This window comes from Nitrospira calida, from assembly GCF_976986435.1.
This window is the reverse complement of record NZ_OZ335950.1, coordinates 1099286-1122308: the sequence shown is the minus strand read 5'-3', so window position 1 is coordinate 1122308 and position 23023 is coordinate 1099286. Positions and strand designations below refer to the sequence as shown.

The following is a 23023-nucleotide window of genomic DNA, read 5'->3' as shown; positions in this document are numbered from 1 at the left end:
CGCAATTCGCCGTTCACCGGGAGCAAGATCCATGATCGGACAATCCCTGCGCCTGAGCACGATCCGCGGCATTCAGGTTGGCGTTCATTACTCCTGGTTCATCCTCTTTCTGCTCATCACCTTCTCCCTGGTGGCGCGGTTCGCGGGGCAACACCCGCGCTGGACACTGGCCGAACACTACGTCATGGCCTTTCTGACCAGCCTGCTGTTTTTCATCTCGATTCTCTTGCACGAGTTGGCGCACAGTTTCGTCGCGTTGACCAAAGGGATTCCGGTCCGCGCCATCACTCTGTTCGTCTTCGGCGGCGTCGCTCAGATCGGGCGCGAGCCGGACCGTCCGGCTGTCGAGTTCCAAATCGCGGTCGCCGGCCCGATCGCCAGTTTCGTCCTGGCCGTTGCGTTCGGAGGCCTTGCCGCCGCCACGGAAGACCGGTTCGAGCACCTCGCGGCCTTGGCCGACTGGCTGGCCTCGATCAACCTGGCTCTGGCGGTGTTCAACTTAATTCCGGGGTTTCCGCTCGATGGGGGGCGCATCTTCCGCGCCGCCGTCTGGCAAGTCACCGGCAGCTTGACGAGGGCGACGCGGATCGCGGCCCGTTCAGGCCAACTGTTTGCCTATGTCTTTATGTTCGGGGGCATCGCCGTCGGCTTCACGGCCAATTGGTTCAGCGGATTGTGGCTGGCCTTCATTGGCTGGTTCCTGCTTAATGCGGCGCAGGAGAGCGTCCTCCAGGCCAGTATCCGGTCCGTGCTCACCGGACTGGTGGCCGAAGACGTCATGGCACGCGACTGCCGGACGATCGATAAACGGACGAGTCTCGCCGAGTTGGTGGACGAGCATATCCTGCGGACCGGCCAGCGGTGCTTCGTGGTCTCATCGGACGGACGGATCGACGGGCTGGTGACGCTCCATCAGGTGAAAGCGATCCCTCGCGACCGCTGGGCGGCGACGCCGGTGGAACAGGCGATGACCCCTCTCGCCGAGCTGACGGTTGTCTCGCCCGACACCCCGATCGCGGAAGTCTTACAGATGATGGAGAGTCGGGACATCGCCCAGATTCCGGTGACCCGGTCCGGTCGTTTCCTGGGCATGATCACCCGAGACCATGTGTTGCGGGTGCTCTCGGCCAAAATGGAACTCGCCTCCCCGTCGTGATCATGGCACACCCGCGGCATCGGACCGTTCCCCGTTGGTTCATCGTTTCGGCGCTGTTGATCGCGGCCGTTCCCGCTGTCACGATCGCGCTCAATCTCGCTCCGATCCGTGCCGCGCTCATCCAACGGTTGGCGATGGAAACCGGCATCGAACTCACGGACCTGCGTATCCGGCTCTTGCCCCGCGTCCACATTCAATTCTGGAACGCCGTGATCCGCGATGCGCATCACACCCGGGCAATCTTCCACGCCCAAGAAGGGGTCTTGACGCTGCGCCTGTTCCCATTGCTGCGAAAAGAAATCGCCCTGAGTCAGGCAACGGTGGTCGCCCCGAGGGTCGTGATTCGGCGGGATCGGAAAGGACGGTGGCATATTCCGTTCCTCGACGAGCCGGAGCCGGCGGTCCAAAGTTCGCAAGGGTTCGCCTGGGGCCGGTTGATTCCGGATCTCCGGGTGCTCGGCGGAACGATTCTCTTGGAGGATGAGTTCGAACGCGAGAGCCTGCACACCTGGGGAATCGAGAACATTTATGTCGAGTTGGACGCGGACCTTCTGCGGGAAACCGCCGATCTGACTCTTAACGGCGAGGTCAATGCGGCAGGGACGGCGTCGCACATCAACCTGGAAGGAGAGTTGTCGATCGCCGGCGCCTCGGAAAAGCTCGATTCACTCGACGAGACCGGCGCACCTCCACCGGTTCGTTTCGAAGGTACAGTCGCGCTCACACAGGTCGATCTGGGACCTTGGCTCGATTCGACCGTCCCGCTGACCGACACGCGTTGGCGGGCGGATGTCTCGTCGCGCCTCGTGCTGGAGCCGGGAGACGCAGGGTATGACGTGACCTGGTCTCAGTTCGAGGCGCGACTCGATTGGGTGACCCTGCACGGGTCCGGTTTGCTTTATGGTTTCGGCGGAGAACACCCGGCCTATTCCTTCACGGTGTCGGGCTCGCCCGTCGATCTTGCGACTCTCCTGCATCATTTGCCAGCCGCCTGGATCGACGCCTCGATCCGTTCGGCGATGGCCGAGTATGAAGTCACGGGAACACTGGAACTCGTGTCGGCCACTATGACCGGAGCTCTGAACCGGCCGGGGGAGGGCGAATGGAAAGGCACCGTCAAGCTGTCACGGGGCGGCGCCGTTGTCGGCCCGGCGCGGACGTTCATCCGGGAACTCGCGGGCACTGTCTTCTTCGACCGAGTCCACGCGGAGGCGGTGGACCTGTCCGGCCAGGTTGGGCCGCTGCGCGTCTCGAACGGCACGTTGATCTTCTCCCATCTGGATGTCGCGCCGGCCGTCGATCTGCGGGCGACCGGAAGCGGCCGCGTGCGCGATGTGTTGGAACTCCTCCGTGCGGTCGGCAGACCGGCGGCCGGGGCGACGACGCTCGGCGCGATCGTGGACCTAACGGGCGAAGTACAGGTTTCGCTGCATATCGGCGGGCCGCTTACGCCGACCCCGCAGGTGGAACTGATCAGAGCGGACATCACCGTCCATGATCTCGGCGCGAAGGTGCCGAACTGGAACTTGTCGGCCGAACACCTTGACGGGATCGTCGGGATCACACCCCGGTTCATTGAATTCAAGCATCTGCAGGGAACCGTGGGCCCCATCCGCTTCGACCTGGAAGGAGCAGTGGAGCCGGGATCGTCACCCCGCTTCGAGGATGTGACGATGACGGCTTCAATCGAAGGCTCGGGACTACGGTCATGGTTGGTCGCCCATGCCTCGCTACCGCCAGACGTCATCCTCGACGGACCAGTTCACGCCGTCATTCGACTGTCCGGCCCAGTCTCCTCGCCGACTTGGCAGAGCTCAATCGATCTGTCTCAGACGACCATTGCGGTGCCTCCCGTATTCAAGAAACAAACAGGTATGGTCGCGTCGCTGAAATTCGACGGGATGCTGGTCAAGGGCAAGCGCCTGATTATTCGGCGTCTCGCATGGGAGTTGCCACGGGCTCACATAGAGGGGTGGGCATCCGTCCGGTTGCAGGGAAGGCCGACATTCAGACTTCACCTGAAGGCCGGTCCTCTGCCGTTCGCCGGACTCGTCGACGTCGTTCCGATGGGCTCTATCACGGAGGGAATGGTGGGGGTTTCAATCGGCGCAACGGGTCGCGGACCCGATTGGACATCATGGACACTCTCCGGCTTGGTCACGGTGGAGCGAGGCACGATCGCGCTGGAGGATTTCCAGGACCCGCTGAGAGAGCTGTCGCTTCGGGTCTACGTCGAGGAGCGCGACGTCAGGATCGAACGGCTGTCGTTTAAGCTCGGCGACAGCGACCTCGCCGTGCGGGGTTTCGTCAAGCGATGGGCAAGCAACCCGGCACTGACGTTGGCCGTGGAATCGTCGAAACTCGATTTCACGCGGCTCATCCCCCATGAGCGCACGGCAGGAGGCCGTCAGATTCTGGAACGGCTGCGGTGGTGGGCCGCATCCCGCCATGTCGAGGTAACCGTCAGCATCAAGCAGGCGCAGTACCACCGCCTCGTCTTCAGCATGCTGTCCGGCCGCCTGAGGTTGGGCGAAGGCAAGATCGCACTCGAGCAGGTGACTGGAAAGACACCGGAGGGCATCCTTTCGGGACGGATCGTCGCCGACATCCATCCGACGAAGCCGATCGAGGTCGAGACCGCGTTGAACATTGACGGAATGCCCGTGCAACGGCTCATTGCGGTGATCGACCCGGAGGCGGAACCGCTTCAAGGGACGCTGTCGTTGACCGGAACCGTTCGCGGAACGGTTGACGGACCGTCGCCGTTTCTTCGAACCTTGCGCAGTCTTGCCCCGCTGAAATTGCGCCTCGAACGGGGACAGGTCCTGCACGGGACGGTGTTGCCCAAGGTGCTCAAGATGCTCAACGTACCGGCCTTGCTCAAAGGGAAGGTGGACTTCGAACATGACGGGATTCCGTTTGATACCATCTCCGCCACGATCACGGTTGAAGACGGAATGTTGGCCTCCCACAATATTGTCTTCGACAGTCCGATCATGAAAGTCAGCGGGGCCGGCACGCTTGACATGGTCTCGGATGAACTGCATCTAGCCTTGGCCGTCAGTCCGCTCGGCGCCTACTCCGATCTGATCGGCAAGGTCCCGCTGTTTGGGCGGCTGCTGGCGGGCGACCGCCCGGGATTGTCCACCGCGCTGTTCGAGGTTAAAGGACCGCGGAGGAGTCCGGCCGTCCGGTATCTGCCAATCGAGTCCTTCGCTAAGGGGCTCACCGGATATCCTCGACTGGCCCTCGATGTGTTGGCGAACGCCATCGCTCTGCCCAAACAACTGCTTATCCCGAGGGAGCGAGAGTAGCCGGATCATCAGCACCAATCCCATGTCCGATCAGGCGCGCTTGTGTCGGGGAGTCAATTCGGGCAGACTGAATAGGCGCGATGCGGCACAGTCCTGAACAGAAGATCGGAATCGGCCCCGGCCGGTCCTGCAGGGCGGCGCTGTGGGCCATTACGTCGTTCGTCGCTTGTGCGGTCGGCGGCGCAGCCGCCTTCGAAAGCTTCGAAGAGGACATGATCCGGATCTACGAACAGCTTGTTCCGGCAACCGTGTCACTTTCCTCCGCCTACGCATCGCACGGGCAGCGGGGGGCGGCGCTGCCCGACGGCGTAGGATCGGGATTCATCCTCGATGAAACCGGGCTGATCGTCACCAACGCGCACGTGGTGGAAGGCGCCCATGCTGTGATGGCCACCCTCCACGACGGGCGGCGCGCGCGGGCCGAACTCGTCGGGAGCGATCCGGTGACGGACATCGCGCTGCTGCGTTTGGTCGACGTCAAGGGACCGTTCAGTGCGGTGCGGCTGGGAGACTCCAGTACCCTGCGGGTCGGTCAGCGTGCGCTGGTTATCGGCAATCCGTTGGGCCTCGGCTCCACGCTCACCAGCGGGATCATCAGCCGGATCGGAGGCGCGCCTCCCAATCTCGCCGCGGGCGAACCCCAGGTGCTGCAAACCACGGCGCCGATCAACCCCGGGAACAGCGGCGGGCCGCTCGTGGATTCCGAAGGTCGGGTGATCGGCATCGCCACCGCCATGATCGAAGGCGCCCAAAACATCGGGTTCGCCATCCCCATCAACACAGTCGTCCACGTGGTGTCTGAACTCAAGCAGAAAGGCCGGGTCATCCGGCCGTGGCTCGGCGTCGGCGGGAAGTTCGTCACCGACGAGTTGATTGCGCTTTTCACCCTGCCGCTGACGGCGGGACTGTTGGTGGAAGCCGTGGACCCAGGCAGCCCGGCGATGGAAATCGGCCTGCGCGCCGGCGACCTGGATGTCGTCGTCGAAGGGCAGGCATGGACGCTGGGCGGTGATATCATCACCGCCGTCCAAGGAATTCGCTTGCGCTCACCTCACGATCTCCTGCAGGCCATCGCCCGATTCCGGGTTGGCCAGAAGATCGAGATCGAGTACCGACGCGACGAAAAATCGTATCGCCGCGATGTGACGCTCCGCGAGCGGCCGCGCCAGCTTTCGAACAGCCCTGGCGCCAAGCCGGGCCGTATGACCGGAGAGCATCCGTCACGCCTCACGCCGTCGCCGAACGCCGGCGTTCCTCTGTCGTTTTGACTGCTTCAAAAAATACAGCAAGGAGCGAGCAGCGAAGAGCGATGAGCTATTGGCTTCGCGCGAGGCGCTGTCGGCCATGTTCAAAGCGGACAAGGACAACCTTGACCAAGGCGCCGCTGCGGATTTAGCATGGTCGCCGTCCTTCCGCCGCCGCATCGCAAACCGTGAGTCACATTCACACACCGGTCTTTCAATGAAACCGCACGCCCTAGCCGGAGACCCGGTCAAGCACCTGAATACGAAGGACGCCCTTGTGGGTTCGGGTATCCTGGCGCTGGCCGTCGGCATCTTCCTCGCGGACGTGTGGACGCCGCCGAGCGTCGTCACGGCTGCGCTGTACGCCGGGCTGGTGTTTCTTTCTCTGTCGGCGTCTCATCGCGCCATCCCCATCGCGACGGCGGCCGGATGCACGGCCCTCACCGTCCTAGCGTTCTTCCTGTCCCCCTTGAGCGCGGAACCCGAAAGCGATCTGGTCAACCGCGGGATCGCCATCGTCGTGCTGTGGGCGACCTTGTGGCTCGGCCTGAGGGAACAGCAAGCCGCCGAGCGCCTTCGCAAAAACGAGCGCGATCTTCGCGACTTCATCGAGCACGCCGCCGTCGGCATGCATTGGGTAGGACCGGACGGCCGTATCATGTGGGTGAATCAGGCGGAGGCCGATCTGCTCGGCTACGCGCCTGGCGAAATGATCGGACGCCATATCGCGGAATTCCACGCGGACCAGGCCACCAGCGACGACATCCTGGAACGCCTTGCGCGCGGCGAGACGCTGCGCAACTACGAAGCGCGACTGCGCGGCAAGGACGGCTCGATCAAGTACGTGTTGATCGATTCCAACGTGCGTTGGGAGCACGGGGCATTCTCTCACACGCGCTGTTTCACGCGGGATATCACGGAGGGGAAAAAAGCCGAACAGGCGCTTGTCTCTAAGGCATTGGACGCCCTGGCGGCGGAGTCCGTCGAGCGCAAACGGGCGGAAGAGCGGCGCCGGGTGAGTGAGGAGCGATTCCGGCTGATCGCGCAGGCCACGCATGACGCCGTCTGGGATTGGAATCTCCGCACCAACGACGTGTGGTGGGGAGACGGGCTGCACCGGTTGTTCGGGCACCAGGCGGACCAGGTCGGTCCCAAGCTCGACTGGTGGATCGATCGCGTGCATCCGGAAGACCGAGACACCGTCCTCACCGGCATCCACGCGTTGCTCGAACGAAGAGAATCCTCGTGGTCCAACGAGTACCGATTCCAGCGAGCCGACGGATCCTACGCGCATGTGCTGGACCGGGCCCGCGTCATCTTCGACAGACACGGTGCTCCAGTCCGCATGATCGGCGCTCTAACCGATATCACCCTATGGAAACAGATGGAGCGACATCTGCGGGAGAGCGAGGACCAGCACCGGCGCCTGTTCGAGCACAGCCCCTATCCGATGTGGGTCGTTGACCTGGAGACCCTGCAGTTTCTCGCCGTCAACGACACGGCAGTCCGCCACTACGGCTACTCCCGCGAGGAATTCCTGCGCATGACGGTCAAGGACATCCGGCCGCCAGAAGACATTCCGCGGTTCCTTGGAGTTCTGTCCGCCAGCCGCGACATTCCCTCCGGAACCAACATCGGCGTGTGGCGCCACCGGAAAAAGGATGGCACACTCATCGACGTGGAAATCTCCTATCACAACATCGTGTTCGCGGGCAGGCCGGCGCGTTTGACGCTGCTTAACGATGTCACCGAGCGAAGACGGGCCGAGGACACGACGCGGGCGTTTCTCCGGATCAGCGAGAAGCTCAACGCCACGCTAGATGTGGATCGACTGATGGACGAGTTGGTCGTGGAAGCAATCACCCTCGTGAATGCGGAAAGCGGGTGCGCCGGCCTGCGCACTCCCGAAGGGATGGAGTGCCGCAGATATTTCCATCGGGGCGAAGTCGTGCCGCTCGAATACCGCTGGCCTGCCGGGCGCGGTCTGCCGGGCTGGGTGTTGAAGCATAAGGTGCCCTACGTGACGAACGACGCGGCGACGGATCCGCAGATCATCCCCGAATTGCGGAAGAGATTCAGCGTCAAGTCGGCCATCAGCGTCCCGATCCTGGACGCCAAGGAAGACGTCATCGGATTCTTTAACCTCCACAACAAGCGCGACGGCTCGGAGTTCACCTTCTCCGATCAGGCCAAGCTCGTGGCCGTCGCGCAGGCCGCCTCGGTTGCCGTGCAGAATGCCCTGGCCTACCAAAAACTCCAACAGGCGGACCTCATTCAGACCCATCTCCTGAACCGGATCATCTCCGCACAGGAAGACGAGCGGCGCCGGATCGCCCGCGAGTTGCACGACGAAACGGCCCAGTCGCTGACGTCGCTGCTGGTCGGTCTCCGCGCCCTGGAAGACGCGGAGACCCTTGAATCCGTGCAGGCCAAGGCCGGTGACCTGCGCCGGCTTACTTCGCACACGTTGGCCGAAATCCAGCGGTTGGCGCGCGGTCTCCGCCCGCTCGCGCTTGACGATCTGGGTCTGGAAGAAGCAGTGCGTCGCCATGCCGAGGAGTACGCGGCGGCCTACGGCATTCCGGTAGACGTCCATGTGAGCGGGATCAACGGACGACGGCTTCCGTCGGCGGTGGAGACGGCGCTCTATCGTATCACGCAGGAGGCGCTGACCAACGCCGCCAAGCACGCGGCCCCGAACACGATCAGCGTCGTCGTCCGGCATGAATCGTCGCTGGTCAGGCTGGTCGTCGAAGACGACGGATGCGGCTTCAATGCCAGACGCTTGCTGAAAAATCCGGAAACCTTCTGGCATCTGGGCCTGCACGGCATGCGGGAACGGGCGGCCCTGCTCGGAGGGAGTTTCTCGATTGAATCCGCGCCGGGGAAAGGAACGACCGTCTCCGTCACCATTCCCCTTCCGGAGGACTCGGCCGCATGAAGATCAGGGTCTTCATCGCCGACGACCATGCGGTGCTCCGAAGCGGCCTGCGCCTGCTCATCAACGGACAGCCGGACATGGAAGTGGTGGGCGAAGCGGCCGACGGACTGCAAGCGGAGCAACAGATCCCGACGACGGCGCCGGACGTGGTGCTGATGGATCTTTCGATGCCACATGACGGCCTCCACGCCATCCGGCAAATCAGCCAGGCGTCTCCGGCGACGCGCGTGCTGGTGCTCACCATGCACGACGATCCCGGTTACCTGCGACTGGCTCTCTCGGCCGGCGCGGCGGGCTACGTGGTGAAAACGGCGGTGGACTCGGAACTCCTGACGGCAATCCGCACGGTCGCCCAAGGACGGACCTTTGTGGACCTCTCGTGCGACCCCGATCGGATGTTCGCTGATCCGCCTGAGACGGACCAGAACCGTTTGCGCCGGCCGACCCGTCCTCCCGATCAACCGTTGAGCCGGCGCGAGCGGGAGGTATTGACCCGCGTCGCGCGCGGCTTCACCAATCAGGAAATCGCCGAGCAATTGAGTTTGAGCGTCAAGACCGTTGAAACCTATCGCGCCCGCCTCATGGTGAAATTAGATCTTCGAAGCCGCGCTGATCTCGTTCGCTATGCGCTGGACCACAGCCTTCTGACTTCCGCCGAGTCGCCCAGGGCGTAACCGCGACCAGCCTTGTCAGGTTTTTCCCCTCGCATCGCCAGCCATTTTCAGGGAAATCCCCGCTACCGTCAGTCCGCGTCGTTTTGTAGAAAAAAGCGCGGAGCGGGCAGCAAACGGCCCGGTCAAATAAAACGAATAGCGTAGAGCGAATCGCGCGGAGCTATGTGTCATCGTTCTGTGCTGCTAGCTCCTCGCTATTTTCTCCACAGAAAGGATTATGCCGTGCGGTGCGGTCGTTGCGGCGGGTTGATGGTTTGGATTGGGCCATTAGCGGATGACACCGCTTCGAGCCCGCAGGACGAACATTCCTGGCGCTGCGTGAACTGCGGTGAACTCCTCGATGGGACAATCCTCGCAAACCGCTCCACGCCGCCCGAGCAACGGGAGACGCCACGGAGACGCTGGCGCGTACCGTTGTCGTCCCGTATATCCAGATGAGACGACCCGAGCCGAGGCGGGGGAACTTCTCCGTCGCGACAATTCTGCCGCACGAACCTCAAACCATGGGAAGGCGTATCGTGATCAAAACGCGCCGGCTGCCCGGACAACCCGAGGTACCGACCGCCGCCTCTCCTCCCGATCACGGCCACGCTTTTCGGACCGACGCCCTTTACGCCGCAATAGAAAAACGGGCCTACGAACTGTATGAAACGCGCGGCGGCCAGGACGGCCAGGACCTCGACGATTGGCTTGCGGCGGAACGGGAACGGCTCAGCCGGTAATGCCGGAGGACAGCGCATCGATGGGAAGTTCATCAACCGTGAATCGGGTGAGGAAAAGCCATGGGCATGCAGAACACCTATCGCAAGGCCTATCAGGACAAGCTGGAATCGCAGATCAACGAGTGGGCGGCCAAGCTTGAGGTCTTGAAAGCCAAAGCGGAGCAAGCTGAAGCCTCGGTGAAGATCGAGTATGACAAGCAGATCGAAGCGATATCCGCCAAGTACGAGGCGGCGCACACCAAGCTTCGCGAACTGAAAGAAGCCGGCGAAGACGCCTGGGAGTCGCTCAAGACCGGAGCGGAGAAGGCCTGGGCCGATCTCAAACAGGCGGTCGAACACGCGGCAGCCAAGTTCAAGTGAGTGGGCCGCAGCCGCATGGCTGCGGAACTTCTCATCAACAAGAACGCCGGTCGTCACAGATGGTCAATGTGACAAGGAGGAGCTATGAGGACAGCGCAGTGGGCACCGATCATGGCGGCAACGATACTCCTTCTCGGTGAATCGGCACTCGCGGCGCCGGAAAAAGATCCGCTCAAGCCGCGCGTGCCGGCGGATCAGATGGCCGAGGCCAAGAAGTTGAGTACGCCACTCTATCAAGACGCCAGGCGGGCGCCGGCCAAGATCGTCGAAGAAGGCAAGGCCCTTTACGAGGGCAAAGGCACCTGCTTCAACTGTCATGGCAAGAGCGGAAAGGGCGACGGGGTGGCCGGGGCTATGCTCAACCCCGGCCCCCGCGACCTCACGAATTGCCAGTTCCAGAACGCGCGGTCGGACGGGGAACTCTTCTGGATCATCAAGAACGGCAGCCCGGGGTCCGGCATGATCTCGCTCGTGCCCGGCGCACTGACCGAAGAGGAGGCCTGGAAGGTCATCGCGTACGTGCGGAGCTTCTGCGCGAAAGGCGGAAAGTGACCGCTGCGGGCCTGCGGCGTGACTTTTGATCTCGTCGTCCCGCATCGGGCGGAGTGGGAGAATATCGATGACGCGCATGCGAACCCGTTGGTTTGTTGGAGGCTTGGTTGCAACCGTCATGTGGTGGTCCGCCGCTCCGTTTGCCGCATCGGGCGATTCCACCCAAATCGCCAAGGGCCAGAAGGCGTATGCGGAGAAAAAGTGCGCCATGTGTCATACGATCAACGACAAAGGAGGCAAGAGCGGCGGCGACCTAACCAAGGTCGGTGCGGTGCGGGACGCCGATTGGCTCAAACGGTTCACCAAGGAACCTAAGTCTGTCATGCCCAATGCCAAGATGCCGGCCTTCAAAGGCACCGAAGAGGAACTCGACGCGATCGTGGCCTACATGGCGTCGCTCAAGTGAAAAGGGTCCCATGAACCTCTCATCGGTGGTGAAATGGGCGGCTCGAACGGCCGGCGTGCTCGCGGTTTTCGGACCAGTCGGATGGCTGAGCCCCAACCCCGGTGAGGGTCAACCAGCCGACTCGAAGACGACCGTGACCACGGTCGCGAGTGAAGATGCCCGCTGTCTCGGGTGCCACGGCGAAATTCAGGAACTTCGTCTCGGCAGCAAACATCAGGGATTGTCCTGCCTGACCTGCCATACCGAGACCTCCGCGCATCTTTCCGACGCGCAAGCCAAGCCGGCGACCAGTTTCGACTTGACCGTCTGCAGCGCCTGCCATCAGGACCAATACAACAGTTTCCTCAAGACGCATCCGGCGTCCGGCGCGCGCAGGGAGAAGGCCGTCCCGACCGGGCGCGCGCCGACGCTCGACAAACTGCTGATGGGACACGGGTTTACCAAAGAGCACAACGACCCCCGCTCGCATGCCTTCATGCTGCTGGATCACCTGCTCGTGGACCGAGCCTACGGCGGCCGGTTCCAGCTTCGGTCCTGGCAGGACATCGGATACATTGGCAAAGCGTGGGATGTGCTGGAAGACACGCACCGTGAACTGGTCGAGACTGCCAAGGCTGCCAATCCCACCTGTCTCCTGTGCAAAACCTCCGATTTCATTTTGCAGTGGGGCTTCATGGGAGAACCTCACCCGAAGGCCAAATGGGCGCGAACGTCCGATGTGATCGAGTTGGCCAAGACGCTGCAAAACCCGATGGGCTGTGTGCAGTGCCACGACCCGCACGCCGCGAAGCCCAGGATCGTCCGCGACGCACTGATTCAAGCCGTGACCACGAGGGGCGCAACCCCGTATGCCAAGGACGCCCAGAAGCAGGCGATCCGCGTGGTGGAGTTCCGTGGCTACCGCAAGATCGGCTTGCTCGCGCCAGCCAACTCCACGCTGCAGTGCGCCCAGTGTCACGTGGAATACAATTGCAATCCGGGCCTGGATCCCACGACCGGCAAACGGATTGGCTTCGAAGATGCCCGCACCAATTACTTCCCGTGGGTGAACGTGTTCGACATCAAAAAGGCCTATGACGACCTCCAATTCCGGGACTTCAAACATGCCGTGACCGGAGCGGCGCTGATCAAGGTTCAACATCCGGAAACGGAAGTGTTCTGGCAGAGCCGGCATGAGCAAGCGGGAGTGCAATGCGCCGACTGCCACATGCCGAAGCTTCACCGGCCCGACGGCACGACCTTCACGTCGCACTGGCAAACGAGCCCCAGGCGCTACCTGAAGGAGACCTGCCTCCGTTGTCACAGCGACTGGTCGGAAGCCGATGCAACCTACCGAATCGATGCGATCCAGGAGTATACCCGAGGGAAGATTCGCAAAGCCGAATTTTGGCTGGCACGGTTGATCGACACCTTCGACACAGCAGCGAGAGCCGGGGCGGCTGAACAGGTCCTGCAAGCGGCCCGCGCGCAGCACGATACGGCACATGTGCTTTGGGAATGGTGGACGGCGGAGAACTCCGACGGGTTCCATCACCCGGAGCAGGCGCGCGAAGCACTCGGGCAATCCATCACGGCCTCGAAGAAAGGCATCGACCTGCTGGAGGCCGCTTTGAAGGACACGCGACGTGCCCGGGCCCGATGAACGTCAGGCGCACGCGGTGACGCTGCGGACGTTACCCCTGCCTCTCAAGGTACTGGCGACCTGTTTTCTCCTGACGATGGGCATCGGTTACCTTTTCGGCGTGGCGTATCTCTATCTGACGGCGATCCAGCCACACGCGAACGGGACCTTGGTCAAGGCGATCATCACTAAATACCACGGAGACCGCGGCAGCAGCCGGTTGGAAGCCTCGCTCGAAGGGAGCATGAAAGAGTACGCGACTTCTGAGGAGCGACAGCAAATCATCGGCTGGATTCGCGCCGGGGCCGGCGAAGCGCAGTTCGCCGACATCCGGCCCATCCTACTGCGGGCCTGCGCGAGCTGCCACAGCGCGGAGGCAGGGATGGGCCTGGCGCCGCTCACGACTTATGCCGAAGTGGCGGAGTTCACGCGTGTGGACCTGGGCAAATCCATTCAGGCGCTCGCCCGCGTGTCGCACGTGCACCTGTTCGGGATGAGCTTCATTTTCATGCTGACCGGGGCGGTGTTCTCGTTGAGCGACACGCCGCGCCTGCTGCGCGCTCTCCTGATCGCGGCGCCTTTCGTGGCGATTTGGCTGGACATCGGATCCTGGTGGTTCACGAAATGGGCGCCGCTGTTCGCCTACACGGTCATCGGGGGCGGGGTGCTCATGGGGCTCTCGCTCGCCGGGCAGATCGGCCTCTCGCTCTATGAGATGTGGATCAAAGCAGAGGACTGAAGGTGTTTTCGTGATCCGTCGATTAGTCATTTTCGGCGCGTCGGGCGATCTCACATCCCGCTTTTTGGTGCCCGCGCTGGCGCGGCTGCAGCAGGGCGGCCTGCTGCCCGACGGCTTCCAGGTCCTCGGCCTGGCGCGGGACGACTGGGACACTGAGACGTTTCGGCGCCGCATCGAGGAGAGGCTGGAACACGCCCTCCCGCGGGTCTATCCCTCGTCCCGCAAGGACATCCTGTCTATCCTGGAATACCAGCGGGCGGACGTGACCGACCGCCGGCAGATCGCGAACGCGCTCGGCCCGTTGACGGAACCCTTCGTCGCCTATCTCGCGCTTCCCCCTGCGCTGTTTCGACCGACGGTGGAGGCGCTGGCGGCGCTCAGCCCGCCGAAGGGCAGCAAGATCGTCCTGGAAAAGCCGTTTGGGCAGAACCTCGAAAGCGCCCAGGCCCTGAACCGCCTGTTGCACAAATCGTTTCCCGAGGAGGCCGTTTTCCGGCTTGATCATTTTTTGGGCAAACAGACGGTGCAGAATATCCTGGGACTGCGGTTCGCCAACCGGATCTTCGAGCCCCTGTGGAACTCCCAGCACGTGGAACGGATTGACATCGTCTGGGATGAAACCCTCACGGCGGCAGGTCGGACGTCGTTCTACGACGGCACCGGGGCCTTGTGCGACATGGTGCAGAACCATTTGTTGCAGTTGCTCGCACTGATCGCCATGGAGCCGCTCCACACGCTCAACGAACGAATCCTGCGCAACCGCAAAGTGGACGTGCTGCAGGCGGTCCGCCGCCTCTCTCCCGACGAAGTCATCCGGCGGACGGTCCGCGGCCGGTACGGCCGCGGAGCCATTGGCGAGCGTGAAATTCTCGCGTATGTCCAGGAAGAAGGCGTCGATCCTCAGCGCGGGACCGAAACGTTCGCGCAGGTGACGTTGACGGTCGACAACTGGCGGTGGGCGGGAGTCCCCTTCACGCTCCGGACGGGTAAGGCACTCAAACAAGATCGTCGCGAGATCGCTGTTCACTTCAGACCGGTGCCTCATCTGGCCTTCGGGCAGAAGGACGACCCCCGACCGAACGTGTTGCGCTTGGAGCTCGATCCGGACCGCATCACGTTGGGCGTCAACATCAACAGTCCCGGTGACCTCTTCGGGTTGGAACGGGTCGAGTTGGACACCGTGTTGCCGTCTCCGAGCCTTCCGGCGTACGGGCGCCTGCTGCTCGACGTGCTCAAGGGCGACCCCCTGCTGTCGATCCGCGACGACGAGGCGGAAGAGTCATGGCGCATCGTCGAGCCGATCCTCGACGTCTGGGCCGGAGGAGGCGTCCCACTGCAAGACTATCCGGCCGGATCGGACGGACCCACGGTCACGGCCCGCAGGCTCGGCGACCGAGACGCGGCGAGAAGATAAGCCCATGCATCACATCCACGACCGGACAGCCGAGGGAGAGTCGTTCGCATGACACAGTGGGCGCCGCTTCGTCCGATCGACGGGTATCTGCCGATCGAAGATCACGGCTTGATTGGCGACGGAGCCACCGCCGCGCTGGTCGGGCGCGACGGCGCCGTCTCTTGGCTGTGCGTACCGCGCTTCGACTCCCCGCCCCTGTTTTGCCACCTTCTGGATGCAACCGATGGCGGCGCCTTCACGGTGGCGCCGGAGGGAATGCGCGAGGCGCGGCAGTTCTACGAAGCGGACAGCGCGGTCCTTGTCACCGAGATGCGCACGGCCACGGGTACGATTAGGGTTACTGACGCGTTTCCGCTGCGATCCGGCGCCGATCTCGCGGAGGATCAGCCAGCGACCAGGCGGGAACTGCTCCGGAGCGCGGTCGTGTTGGAAGGCCAAGTGCGGCTCCGCATCGAGATCGCTCCCCACGGCGGCGCGGAGGGCGAGCCATGCGGTGACGGAGTGGCGATCCGTTGCAAAGGCCGTCCTGATCTCGACCTACACCTCTCCTCGACGGTTCCCCTCAAGGGACTGTGCACGGTGCACACGCTGCAGGCCGGCCAGTCCGCTCACCTGCTGTTGCGCTGGACCGGCGTCCATCATCACCACGGCATCGATTACGAGGAACTGCTGCGGAACACGCGCGACGTGTGGCGCCGTTGGATGCAGCACGTGGATTACCACGGCCCGCAGGAGGCGCTCGTCCGCCGGGCGGCCATCACGCTCAAGCTGCTCGATCATTTCGAAAACGGCGCCATCGTCGCCGCGCCGACTTCATCGTTGCCGGAAGCGATCGGCGGCCCGCGTAACTGGGATTACCGCTACGCCTGGATCCGGGACGCGGCGTTTTCAGTCTATGCGCTGCATCGCATCGGGCTGTCGCAGGAAGCGGCCGGTTTCCTCGGCTGGGTCTTGGACGCGGTGGACCGAGACGGGCGGCCGAGGGTGCTCTATACCCTGGACGGCAAGGCCCCACCGCCCGAACGGGTGGACACGGAGTTGGAAGGCTATCGCCGGTCGCGCCCGGTGCGCTGGGGCAACGCAGCGGCGGACCAACGCCAGCACGACGTGTACGGCGAAATCATGGATTGCGCGTATCAGTGGGCGGCCCACCACGGCCGGATCGACCCGGCGCTGTGGGGACGGTTGCGGAAACTCGCCGACGCAGCCCGCCGCGAATGGCGGACGCCCGACCATGGCATCTGGGAAGTCCGGACAGACGGGCGCCTGTTCACTTACTCCGCCGCGCTCTGTCAGGTGGCGCTGGACCGCGCCGCCCGGCTGGCGGAACGCTTCCAGCTTCCCGGCCACGTGCAGGAATGGCGCGCCGCAGCCGAGGGCATCGGTCGTGTCATCCTGGAGGAGGCATGGGACGAGAACCTCCAGTCCCTCACCGAACATCTCGGCGGAGGAGGACTGGATGCCAGTTTGTTGTCGCTGCCGCTGCGCCGGGTCGTGCTGGCGGATCATCCGAAGATGGTCGCGACCACGCGCGCGATCGCCGATCGGCTAGGCGCGGGGCAGGGACTGCTCTACCGCTATCTGCCGGACGAATCGCCCGACGGCTTGGCTGGCCATGAGGGGGCGTTTCTCCTCTGCAGTTTCTGGTTGGTGGACAACCTGGCCAAACAAGGACAACTCGATGCCGCGATGGATCTCTATGATTCGCTCTGCGCCAGGGCCAACGGGCTGGGGTTGCTGCCGGAAGAAATCGATCCGGCGACCGGAGCGTTTCTCGGCAACTACCCGCAGGCCTTCAGTCACATCGGGGTGATCGCCAGCGGAGTGAACCTGGGACGGTTACTCAAGAAAGCCGGGCGGACCGCGTGAGGACGAACTGCCGTGGTGAATGGGGATTGGATCGACGTGTCGGTGGCGTTTCGGACGGGCATGGTGCACTGGCCCGACAATCCGCCGATCCGGATCACGCGCATTCTGGACATGAAGCATGGGGACGCGTGCACGCTCTCGGAGATTTCGATGGGAGCGCACAGCGGCACACACATGGACGCGCCGGTGCACTTCCTCCGCGGCGGAAAAGAATTGGACGAGATGCCGCTGTCGGCGGTGATCGGGCCGGCCCGTGTCATCGCCATCCGCGACCCCGATCGCATCCGCGTGGAGGAATTGCGCCCGCACCGGATTCGTCGCGGCGAGCGTATCTTGTTCAAGACGCGCAATTCCGCCCGAGTCTGGAAGACGGATGTATTCATCAAGGAGTTCGTGTACCTGTCCACGGAAGCCGGCCGATATCTCGCCGCGCGCCGGGTGCGAACCGTCGGCGTCGATTACTTGTCCGTCGGCGGTTACAAAAAGAACGGGCCGGAGGTGCATCGCGCGCTGTTGAAGGCCGGCATCTGGATCATCGAGGGGTTGGACCTGTCGCACGTTCGTCCTGGCGAGTACGACTTGATCTGTCTGCCGCTCAAAATCGCCCACAGCGACGGCGCGCCGGCCAGGGCGGTGTTGCGCCGGATCCCGGCGGGAACGTAACGCCTGCAGGCCGCCCCCCTAATTTCTCAGGACTTCTTTCTCCCCCGGAGGAAGAGGTTTTGGGAGTCCCGCAAGAACTCCTCCTTTCTCGCTGTGGGAGAGGGGCGATGAAGAATCGACGCTATCGGCTATTCGGCTATTCGCTGCCGCTCTGTTGAAGGCAGAGCTATGGTCAGGGGGAAGGAGGGAACCATGAACGGCGTGTATCGAGGTTTCTCCATTTTGTTGTCGTCTGCGGTGCTGTGCGTCGGGATCGGCTGCAAACAGGAAGGACCGGCGGAGAAAGCCGGCAAGAAAATCGATGAAGCGGTCGAGAAGGCCGGGCAGGCACTGCAGGAGAGCAAGGAAAAGGTCGAGGCGGCGGCGGAAAAAGCCGCCGAAAAGGCGCAAGAAGGAGCGGAGCAGATGAAGGAAGCGATGCAAGAAGCCGTCGAGAAGGCCAAGGAAGCGACGAAGTAGAACGGAGAGCCCATGGCCAAACCGGCATCGCGCGGCGCCGAATGGAAGCGTCTCGCCGAGGACACGGAGCGTACCCGCTACTGGAAACGGTGGGGACCGTATCTCTCGGAACGGCAGTGGGGGACCGTGCGCGAGGACTATTCCCTCGACGGGACCTGTTGGGACTATTTCCCTCACGACCATGCCCGCAGCCGCGCGTACCGATGGGGGGAAGACGGCCTGCTCGGCGTCTGCGACCGGCGTTGCCGCCTGTGCTTCGCGCTCGCACTCTGGAACGGGCGCGACCCCGTTCTCAAAGAGCGGCTGTTCGGCCTGTCGGGGCCGGAAGGCAACCACGGAGAGGACGTGAAGGAGTGCTACTTTTATCTCGATTCCACGCCCACGCATTCTTATATGAAGGCTCTCTACAAGTATCCTCAGGCGGAATTTCCTTACGCGCGTCTGGTCGAAGAAAACCGCCGCCGCGGAAAAGACGACCCCGAATTTGAGTTGCTGGACACAGGTGTCTTCGACGACAACCGTTACTGGGACGTGTTGGCAGAATACGCCAAGGCCTCGCCCGACGACCTGCTAATCCGGCTCACGATCGCCAACCGCGGGCCGGAGCCGGCGACGCTCCATCTGCTGCCGACCCTTTGGTTCCGCAATATCTGGTCCTGGGGACGCTCCGGAGAAGGCTATGGCCCCAAGCCGCAGATCGTCCGCGGGAATGAGACGGCGGTTCTGACCGATCACCATGAGCTGGGACGGTTCCGCTTCATCGCCGAATCAGCCGCCGGCCGGCAGGGCCCGGAGTTCCTGTTCACCGAGAACGAAACCAACACGGCCCGCTTGTTCGGAACGCCGAACCCTTCGCCGTTCGTCAAGGATGCGTTTCATGACTATCTTGTTCACGGCCGAACCGACGCGATCAATCCGGCCGGCGTCGGGACCAAAACGGCCGCCCTGTATCGGCTCGATGTGCCGGCCGGGCAGCAGCAAGTCGTGCGTCTGCGGCTCTGTCGGGAGGAAGGCGCGCCGGCGTCGCCGTTCGGGCGTGAGTTCGACCGCCTCTTCGACGAGCGGGTCCGGGAAGCCGACGAGTTCTACGCCACCGTGATCCCGCCGGGCCTGTCGGACGAAGAACGGCGCGTGGCGCGCCAGGCCTACGCTGGCCTCCTATGGACCAAGCAGTTTTACTTCTATGTCGTCAAAGACTGGCTGGACGGCGATCCGTCCCAGCCTCCTCCGCCCCCTGCCCGGCGGCAGGGCCGGAACAGCGACTGGCTCCACCTTTACAACCGCGACATCATTTCGATGCCGGACAAGTGGGAATTCCCCTGGTACGCGGTCTGGGACCTGGCCTTCCACGTGATCCCGTTCGCGCGGATCGATCCGGCGTTCGCTAAGGCCCAACTCCTTCTGTTTCTGCGCGAGTGGTACATGCACCCCAACGGCGAGATTCCGGCCTATGAGTTCGCCTTTGCCGATGCCAACCCGCCGGTCCACGCCTGGGCCTGCTGGCGGGTGTACAAGATCACGGCGCAGAAAGGCCAGCGCGACCGCGTGTTTCTCGCCCGGGTGTTCCAGAAGCTGCTCATCAATTTCACCTGGTGGGTCAACCGCAAGGACGTGCGCGGCCGACATCTGTTTTCCGGAGGGTTTTTGGGACTCGACAATATCGGCGTGTTCGACCGCTCCAAGCCGCTGCCCACCGGCGGCCACTTGGAGCAGGCGGACGGCACGGCCTGGATGGCGTTTTACTGTCTCACAATGCTGGCAATGGCCATCGAACTGGCCCAGGAAGACCCGGCGTACGAAGACGTGGCGTCCAAATTCTTCGAGCACTTCGTGGCGATCGCGGACGCCATGAACAACCTCGACGGAACCGGGCTATGGGAAGACGATGACGGGTTTTATTACGACCATCTGCACGTGAACGGCGAACCCGTCGCCTTGAAAGTCCGGTCGATCGTGGGACTGCTCCCGCTGATCGCGGTGGAAGTCCTGGAGCGAAAGGAACTGGATCGCCTCCCCGGTTTCACCAAACGGATGCGCTGGTTCATCGAGAACCGGCAGGACCTGCATCGCCAAATTTCCTACATGGAGTCGCTGAAGGATGCCGCCCACGATCGGCTGCTGTTGGCCATTCCCTCCCGCGAGCGGCTGGAGCGGGTGTTGCGCTACGCGCTCGATGAGCGTGAGTTTCTGGCGCCCTTCGGCATCCGCTCGCTGTCGCGGGTGCATCTGGAACACCCGTATGTCTTTCAAGCCGAGGGCAACGAATATCGGGTCGCTTACGTCCCCGGCGAATCCGACAACGACCTGTTCGGGGGCAACTCCAACTGGCGGGGCCCGGTGTGGTTTCCGTTGAACTATCTTTTCATCGAGGCGCTCGAGCGTTACCACCATTTTTACGGCGACCGGTTGCTTGTCGACTATCCGACCGGATCGGGACAGAAGCGGTCTCTTCGAGAGATCGCGGTCCTGCTCGCCGAACGTCTTGCGGCGACGTTTCATCCGGACGAGCGGGGTCTGAGCCCGTGGCAGGGAGAGGACCGTCGCTTCGCCGACGATCCGCACTGGCGCGGGTTGACACTGTTTCACGAATATTTCCACGGCGACATGGGACGGGGCTGCGGCGCCAGCCATCAGACCGGCTGGACGGCTCTGGTGGTCAGATTTCTGGAAGACCTTGCACAAGATCGCACGGGAAAAAAAGGGAGAAGGAAGGGGTAAAGGGGTACGGGATAAAGCGAGAGCGGAGCAGAGGGTGAGGCGGGATGAGCAGATGACGCCGCAGGTGGTGCTGATCATGGGCGTCTCGGGCTCCGGGAAGACAACCATCGGGCTGCGGCTGGCCGACGCGTTGGGCTGGAGTTTTTGCGACGGAGACGTGTTCCATTCACCCGCCAATCTCGAGAAGTTAAGGCAAGGCGTGCCGCTGACCGACGAGGACCGCCGGCCCTGGCTGGGAACACTCCGGTCGGCGCTCACGGAATGGATCGAGCAAGGCCGGCACGTCGTGTTGGCGTGCTCGGCGCTGAAGGCCGCGTTTCGACGTGCGCTGGTTGAGGGGTTGGAGGACCGCTTGTGCGTCGTATACCTCAAGGGCGACTTCGACCTCATCAAGCAGCGCCTGGTTCACCGCGAGGGTCACTTCATGCACAAGGACTTGCTTGCCAGCCAGTTTGAGATTCTGGAGGAGCCGGCCGAGGCCCTGGTCATCGATGTAGCCGATTCCCCCGATCACATCGTGGCGAGGATTCGGTCGGCCCTCGGCCGGTGAAAAAACGGCGGCAAACGGCGCGCAGCTAGTGGCGGCTTGCTCTTCTCTCCACAACCAACCGGAGGCGTCTATGGATCCTTTGGTCTTGCTCGGCGGCTTGGCGGTGGTCATCGGGTTCATCGGCCTGACGGTGCTGTATCTCAAAAAGAAGAAAGGTCATCGAGGGCCCTGACCCTCTCGCACAGCTATGTTTCAACGGAACGAAGGGCGGCCCAGAGAGCCGCTGATCAAGCCGGTCATCGAGCCGTTCCAGAACTTCATCCGGGCGGAATCGGCGGCCGGCATCTTGTTGTTGATCTCGACGGTCATCGCGCTGGCATGGGCGAACTCGCCTTGGGTTGACGCCTACATGACATTTCGCCGGCTGCCGATCACACTCGGAATCGGCGACTTCGCCCTCACCGAGCCGCTGGTCCTGTGGATCAACGACGGGCTCATGGCGATGTTCTTCTTCGTCATCGGGTTGGAGATCAAGCGCGAGGTGCTGGTCGGGGAGCTCTCCTCTCTGCGCCAGGCAACCCTGCCTCTTGCCGCCGCGCTGGGTGGGTCGATGCTCCCGGCCCTGATCTATTTCAGTTTCAACGCGGGGACCGAGGGCGCGAAGGGCTGGGGCATTCCGATGGCCACGGACATCGCCTTCTCGCTGGGAATTCTTTCGCTGCTTGGAGCGCGCGTTCCGCTGGCGCTGAAAGTTTTTCTCGTCGCGCTCGCGATCGGCGACGACCTAGCGGCGGTGCTGATCATCGCCTTGTTCTACACCTCCACGATCTCGTGGGCGAGCCTGGCGGTGGGCGCGGCGTTTCTGGTCGGTCTCGTCGGCGCAAACCTCCTGGGCATCCGCCATCCGCTGGTCTATGGAATGCTCGGCATCGGCGGGTTGTGGCTGGCGTTTTTTCTGTCCGGAATCCACCCGACGATCGCCGGCGTGCTCGCGGCGTTTACGATCCCGGCGAGAACACGGTTATCCGGCGAGGAGTTCGTTGCGCGGGCGCGCGCGCTGCTCGAGAAGTTTCAGAAGGCGATGGAGCCCGGACGGCCACCGCTGGCAAACCCGGACCGGCAGGCCGTAGCGGCACGCCTGCAGCAGGCAGCCGACGAAGTCGTCACTCCGCTGCAACGTCTGGAGCACGCCCTGCATCCGTGGATCACCACCGTCGTGCTGCCTGTCTTTGCCCTGGCCAACGCCGGCGTCACGATCGAAGGCGAGGCAGCGGCGACCTTGCTGCACCCAGTAGCGCTCGGCGTGATCGGCGGCCTGCTGATTGGCAAGCCGGTCGGGGTGACATTGGCCTCTTGGTCGGCGGTGCGGATCGGGGTCGCAACCCTGCCCGAGGGAATCACCTGGCGTCACGTGATCGGCGTGGGATTTCTGGCCGGCATCGGTTTCACGATGTCCCTGTTCATTGACGGACTCGCATTCGGCAAAACGCCGCTCGATGCTCCCGCCAAAGTGGGCATTCTGATGGGCTCGACGTTAGCGGGCGTCACGGGCTGGTTGATCCTGCGGACCGGGGGCCAGTCGGAGCGAGAGTCGGTTGTATCTCCCTCCCCCTCTCCCTAGCAAGGAAGGGTGAAAGCGGTCTATGCGGGAATGCCGAAGCGCCAGTAGGAGGAGGAGGAC

18 protein-coding genes are annotated in these 23023 nt (G+C 63.2%); all 18 read left to right on the top strand.

Annotation, left to right across the window (positions count from 1 at the left end):
• Positions 1 to 31: 31 nt before the first annotated feature.
• The 18 genes from ACWHTU_RS05585 to nhaA all read left to right on the top strand — a co-directional run bounded on the left by ACWHTU_RS05585 (position 32) and on the right by nhaA (position 22963).
• Positions 32 to 1156, top strand: coding sequence for a site-2 protease family protein (locus ACWHTU_RS05585; RefSeq protein ID WP_447862314.1), 1125 nt, complete (start codon positions 32 to 34; stop codon positions 1154 to 1156).
• The gene (locus ACWHTU_RS05580) at positions 1153 to 4470 is read left to right on the top strand and encodes a hypothetical protein (RefSeq protein ID WP_447862313.1); all 3318 of its coding nucleotides are present in this window, start codon (positions 1153 to 1155) and stop codon (positions 4468 to 4470) included. Before ACWHTU_RS05585 ends, ACWHTU_RS05580 begins: the two co-directional genes overlap by 4 nt.
• An 80-nt stretch (positions 4471 to 4550) precedes the next feature.
• Positions 4551 to 5738 carry a S1C family serine protease gene (locus tag ACWHTU_RS05575; RefSeq protein WP_447862311.1) on the top strand — a complete coding sequence of 396 codons (1188 nt, stop codon included), beginning with the start codon at positions 4551 to 4553 and terminating at the stop codon, positions 5736 to 5738.
• A 253-nt stretch (positions 5739 to 5991) separates the two neighbouring features.
• The gene (locus tag ACWHTU_RS05570) at positions 5992 to 8655 is read left to right on the top strand and encodes a PAS domain S-box protein (protein ID WP_447862310.1); all 2664 of its coding nucleotides are present in this window, start codon (positions 5992 to 5994) and stop codon (positions 8653 to 8655) included.
• Complete coding sequence (locus tag ACWHTU_RS05565; protein ID WP_447862308.1) at positions 8652 to 9329, top strand: response regulator; 678 nt, start codon at positions 8652 to 8654, stop codon at positions 9327 to 9329. The genes ACWHTU_RS05570 and ACWHTU_RS05565 overlap by 4 nt, the downstream gene beginning before the upstream one ends.
• A gap of 518 nt (positions 9330 to 9847) precedes the next feature.
• Positions 9848 to 10051 (top strand): DUF2934 domain-containing protein, encoded by a 204-nt coding sequence (locus tag ACWHTU_RS05560; protein ID WP_447862307.1) that lies wholly within the window; start codon positions 9848 to 9850, stop codon positions 10049 to 10051.
• Positions 10052 to 10111: 60 nt separating this feature from the next.
• Positions 10112 to 10411: a coiled coil domain-containing protein gene (locus ACWHTU_RS05555; protein ID WP_447862305.1), complete on the top strand. Its 300-nt coding sequence runs from the start codon at positions 10112 to 10114 to the stop codon at positions 10409 to 10411.
• A gap of 84 nt (positions 10412 to 10495) precedes the next feature.
• A complete protein-coding gene (locus tag ACWHTU_RS05550; RefSeq protein WP_447862304.1) occupies positions 10496 to 10963 on the top strand; it encodes a c-type cytochrome in 468 nt (155 codons plus the stop codon).
• Between the two features lie 67 nt (positions 10964 to 11030).
• A complete protein-coding gene (locus ACWHTU_RS05545; protein WP_447862303.1) occupies positions 11031 to 11369 on the top strand; it encodes a c-type cytochrome in 339 nt (112 codons plus the stop codon).
• Between the two features lie 10 nt (positions 11370 to 11379).
• Positions 11380 to 13011: an ammonia-forming cytochrome c nitrite reductase subunit c552 gene (locus ACWHTU_RS05540; RefSeq protein WP_447862301.1), complete on the top strand. Its 1632-nt coding sequence runs from the start codon at positions 11380 to 11382 to the stop codon at positions 13009 to 13011.
• Entirely contained in the window at positions 12995 to 13729 is a 735-nt protein-coding gene (locus ACWHTU_RS05535; RefSeq protein WP_447862299.1) for a hypothetical protein, read from the top strand. The genes ACWHTU_RS05540 and ACWHTU_RS05535 overlap by 17 nt, the downstream gene beginning before the upstream one ends.
• Positions 13730 to 13739: 10 nt before the next feature.
• Positions 13740 to 15143, top strand: coding sequence for a glucose-6-phosphate dehydrogenase (locus ACWHTU_RS05530; protein WP_447862297.1), 1404 nt, complete (start codon positions 13740 to 13742; stop codon positions 15141 to 15143).
• A gap of 48 nt (positions 15144 to 15191) precedes the next feature.
• Positions 15192 to 17012 (top strand): glycoside hydrolase family 15 protein, encoded by a 1821-nt coding sequence (locus ACWHTU_RS05525; RefSeq protein ID WP_447862295.1) that lies wholly within the window; start codon positions 15192 to 15194, stop codon positions 17010 to 17012.
• A gap of 12 nt (positions 17013 to 17024) precedes the next feature.
• Positions 17025 to 17675, top strand: coding sequence for a cyclase family protein (locus tag ACWHTU_RS05520; RefSeq protein WP_447862293.1), 651 nt, complete (start codon positions 17025 to 17027; stop codon positions 17673 to 17675).
• 192 nt (positions 17676 to 17867) lie between these two features.
• Positions 17868 to 18134 (top strand): hypothetical protein, encoded by a 267-nt coding sequence (locus ACWHTU_RS05515; RefSeq protein WP_447862292.1) that lies wholly within the window; start codon positions 17868 to 17870, stop codon positions 18132 to 18134.
• A 12-nt stretch (positions 18135 to 18146) separates the two neighbouring features.
• Positions 18147 to 20852, top strand: coding sequence for an MGH1-like glycoside hydrolase domain-containing protein (locus ACWHTU_RS05510; RefSeq protein ID WP_447862290.1), 2706 nt, complete (start codon positions 18147 to 18149; stop codon positions 20850 to 20852).
• A gap of 34 nt (positions 20853 to 20886) precedes the next feature.
• The gene (locus ACWHTU_RS05505) at positions 20887 to 21402 is read left to right on the top strand and encodes a gluconokinase (protein ID WP_447862289.1); all 516 of its coding nucleotides are present in this window, start codon (positions 20887 to 20889) and stop codon (positions 21400 to 21402) included.
• A gap of 187 nt (positions 21403 to 21589) precedes the next feature.
• Complete coding sequence (gene nhaA / locus ACWHTU_RS05500; RefSeq protein ID WP_447862287.1) at positions 21590 to 22963, top strand: Na+/H+ antiporter NhaA; 1374 nt, start codon at positions 21590 to 21592, stop codon at positions 22961 to 22963.
• Positions 22964 to 23023: the final 60 nt, after the last annotated feature.

Coding starts and splice junctions, on each gene's coding strand:
- ACWHTU_RS05585 (WP_447862314.1), top strand. CDS start 32: ATGATCGGACAATCCCTGCGCCTGAGCACGATCCGCGGCATTCAGGTT.
- ACWHTU_RS05575 (WP_447862311.1), top strand. CDS start 4,551: ATGCGGCACAGTCCTGAACAGAAGATCGGAATCGGCCCCGGCCGGTCC.
- ACWHTU_RS05565 (WP_447862308.1), top strand. CDS start 8,652: ATGAAGATCAGGGTCTTCATCGCCGACGACCATGCGGTGCTCCGAAGC.
- ACWHTU_RS05555 (WP_447862305.1), top strand. CDS start 10,112: ATGGGCATGCAGAACACCTATCGCAAGGCCTATCAGGACAAGCTGGAA.
- ACWHTU_RS05550 (WP_447862304.1), top strand. CDS start 10,496: ATGAGGACAGCGCAGTGGGCACCGATCATGGCGGCAACGATACTCCTT.
- ACWHTU_RS05545 (WP_447862303.1), top strand. CDS start 11,031: ATGACGCGCATGCGAACCCGTTGGTTTGTTGGAGGCTTGGTTGCAACC.
- ACWHTU_RS05540 (WP_447862301.1), top strand. CDS start 11,380: ATGAACCTCTCATCGGTGGTGAAATGGGCGGCTCGAACGGCCGGCGTG.
- ACWHTU_RS05525 (WP_447862295.1), top strand. CDS start 15,192: ATGACACAGTGGGCGCCGCTTCGTCCGATCGACGGGTATCTGCCGATC.
- ACWHTU_RS05515 (WP_447862292.1), top strand. CDS start 17,868: ATGAACGGCGTGTATCGAGGTTTCTCCATTTTGTTGTCGTCTGCGGTG.
- ACWHTU_RS05510 (WP_447862290.1), top strand. CDS start 18,147: ATGGCCAAACCGGCATCGCGCGGCGCCGAATGGAAGCGTCTCGCCGAG.
- nhaA (WP_447862287.1), top strand. CDS start 21,590: ATGTTTCAACGGAACGAAGGGCGGCCCAGAGAGCCGCTGATCAAGCCG.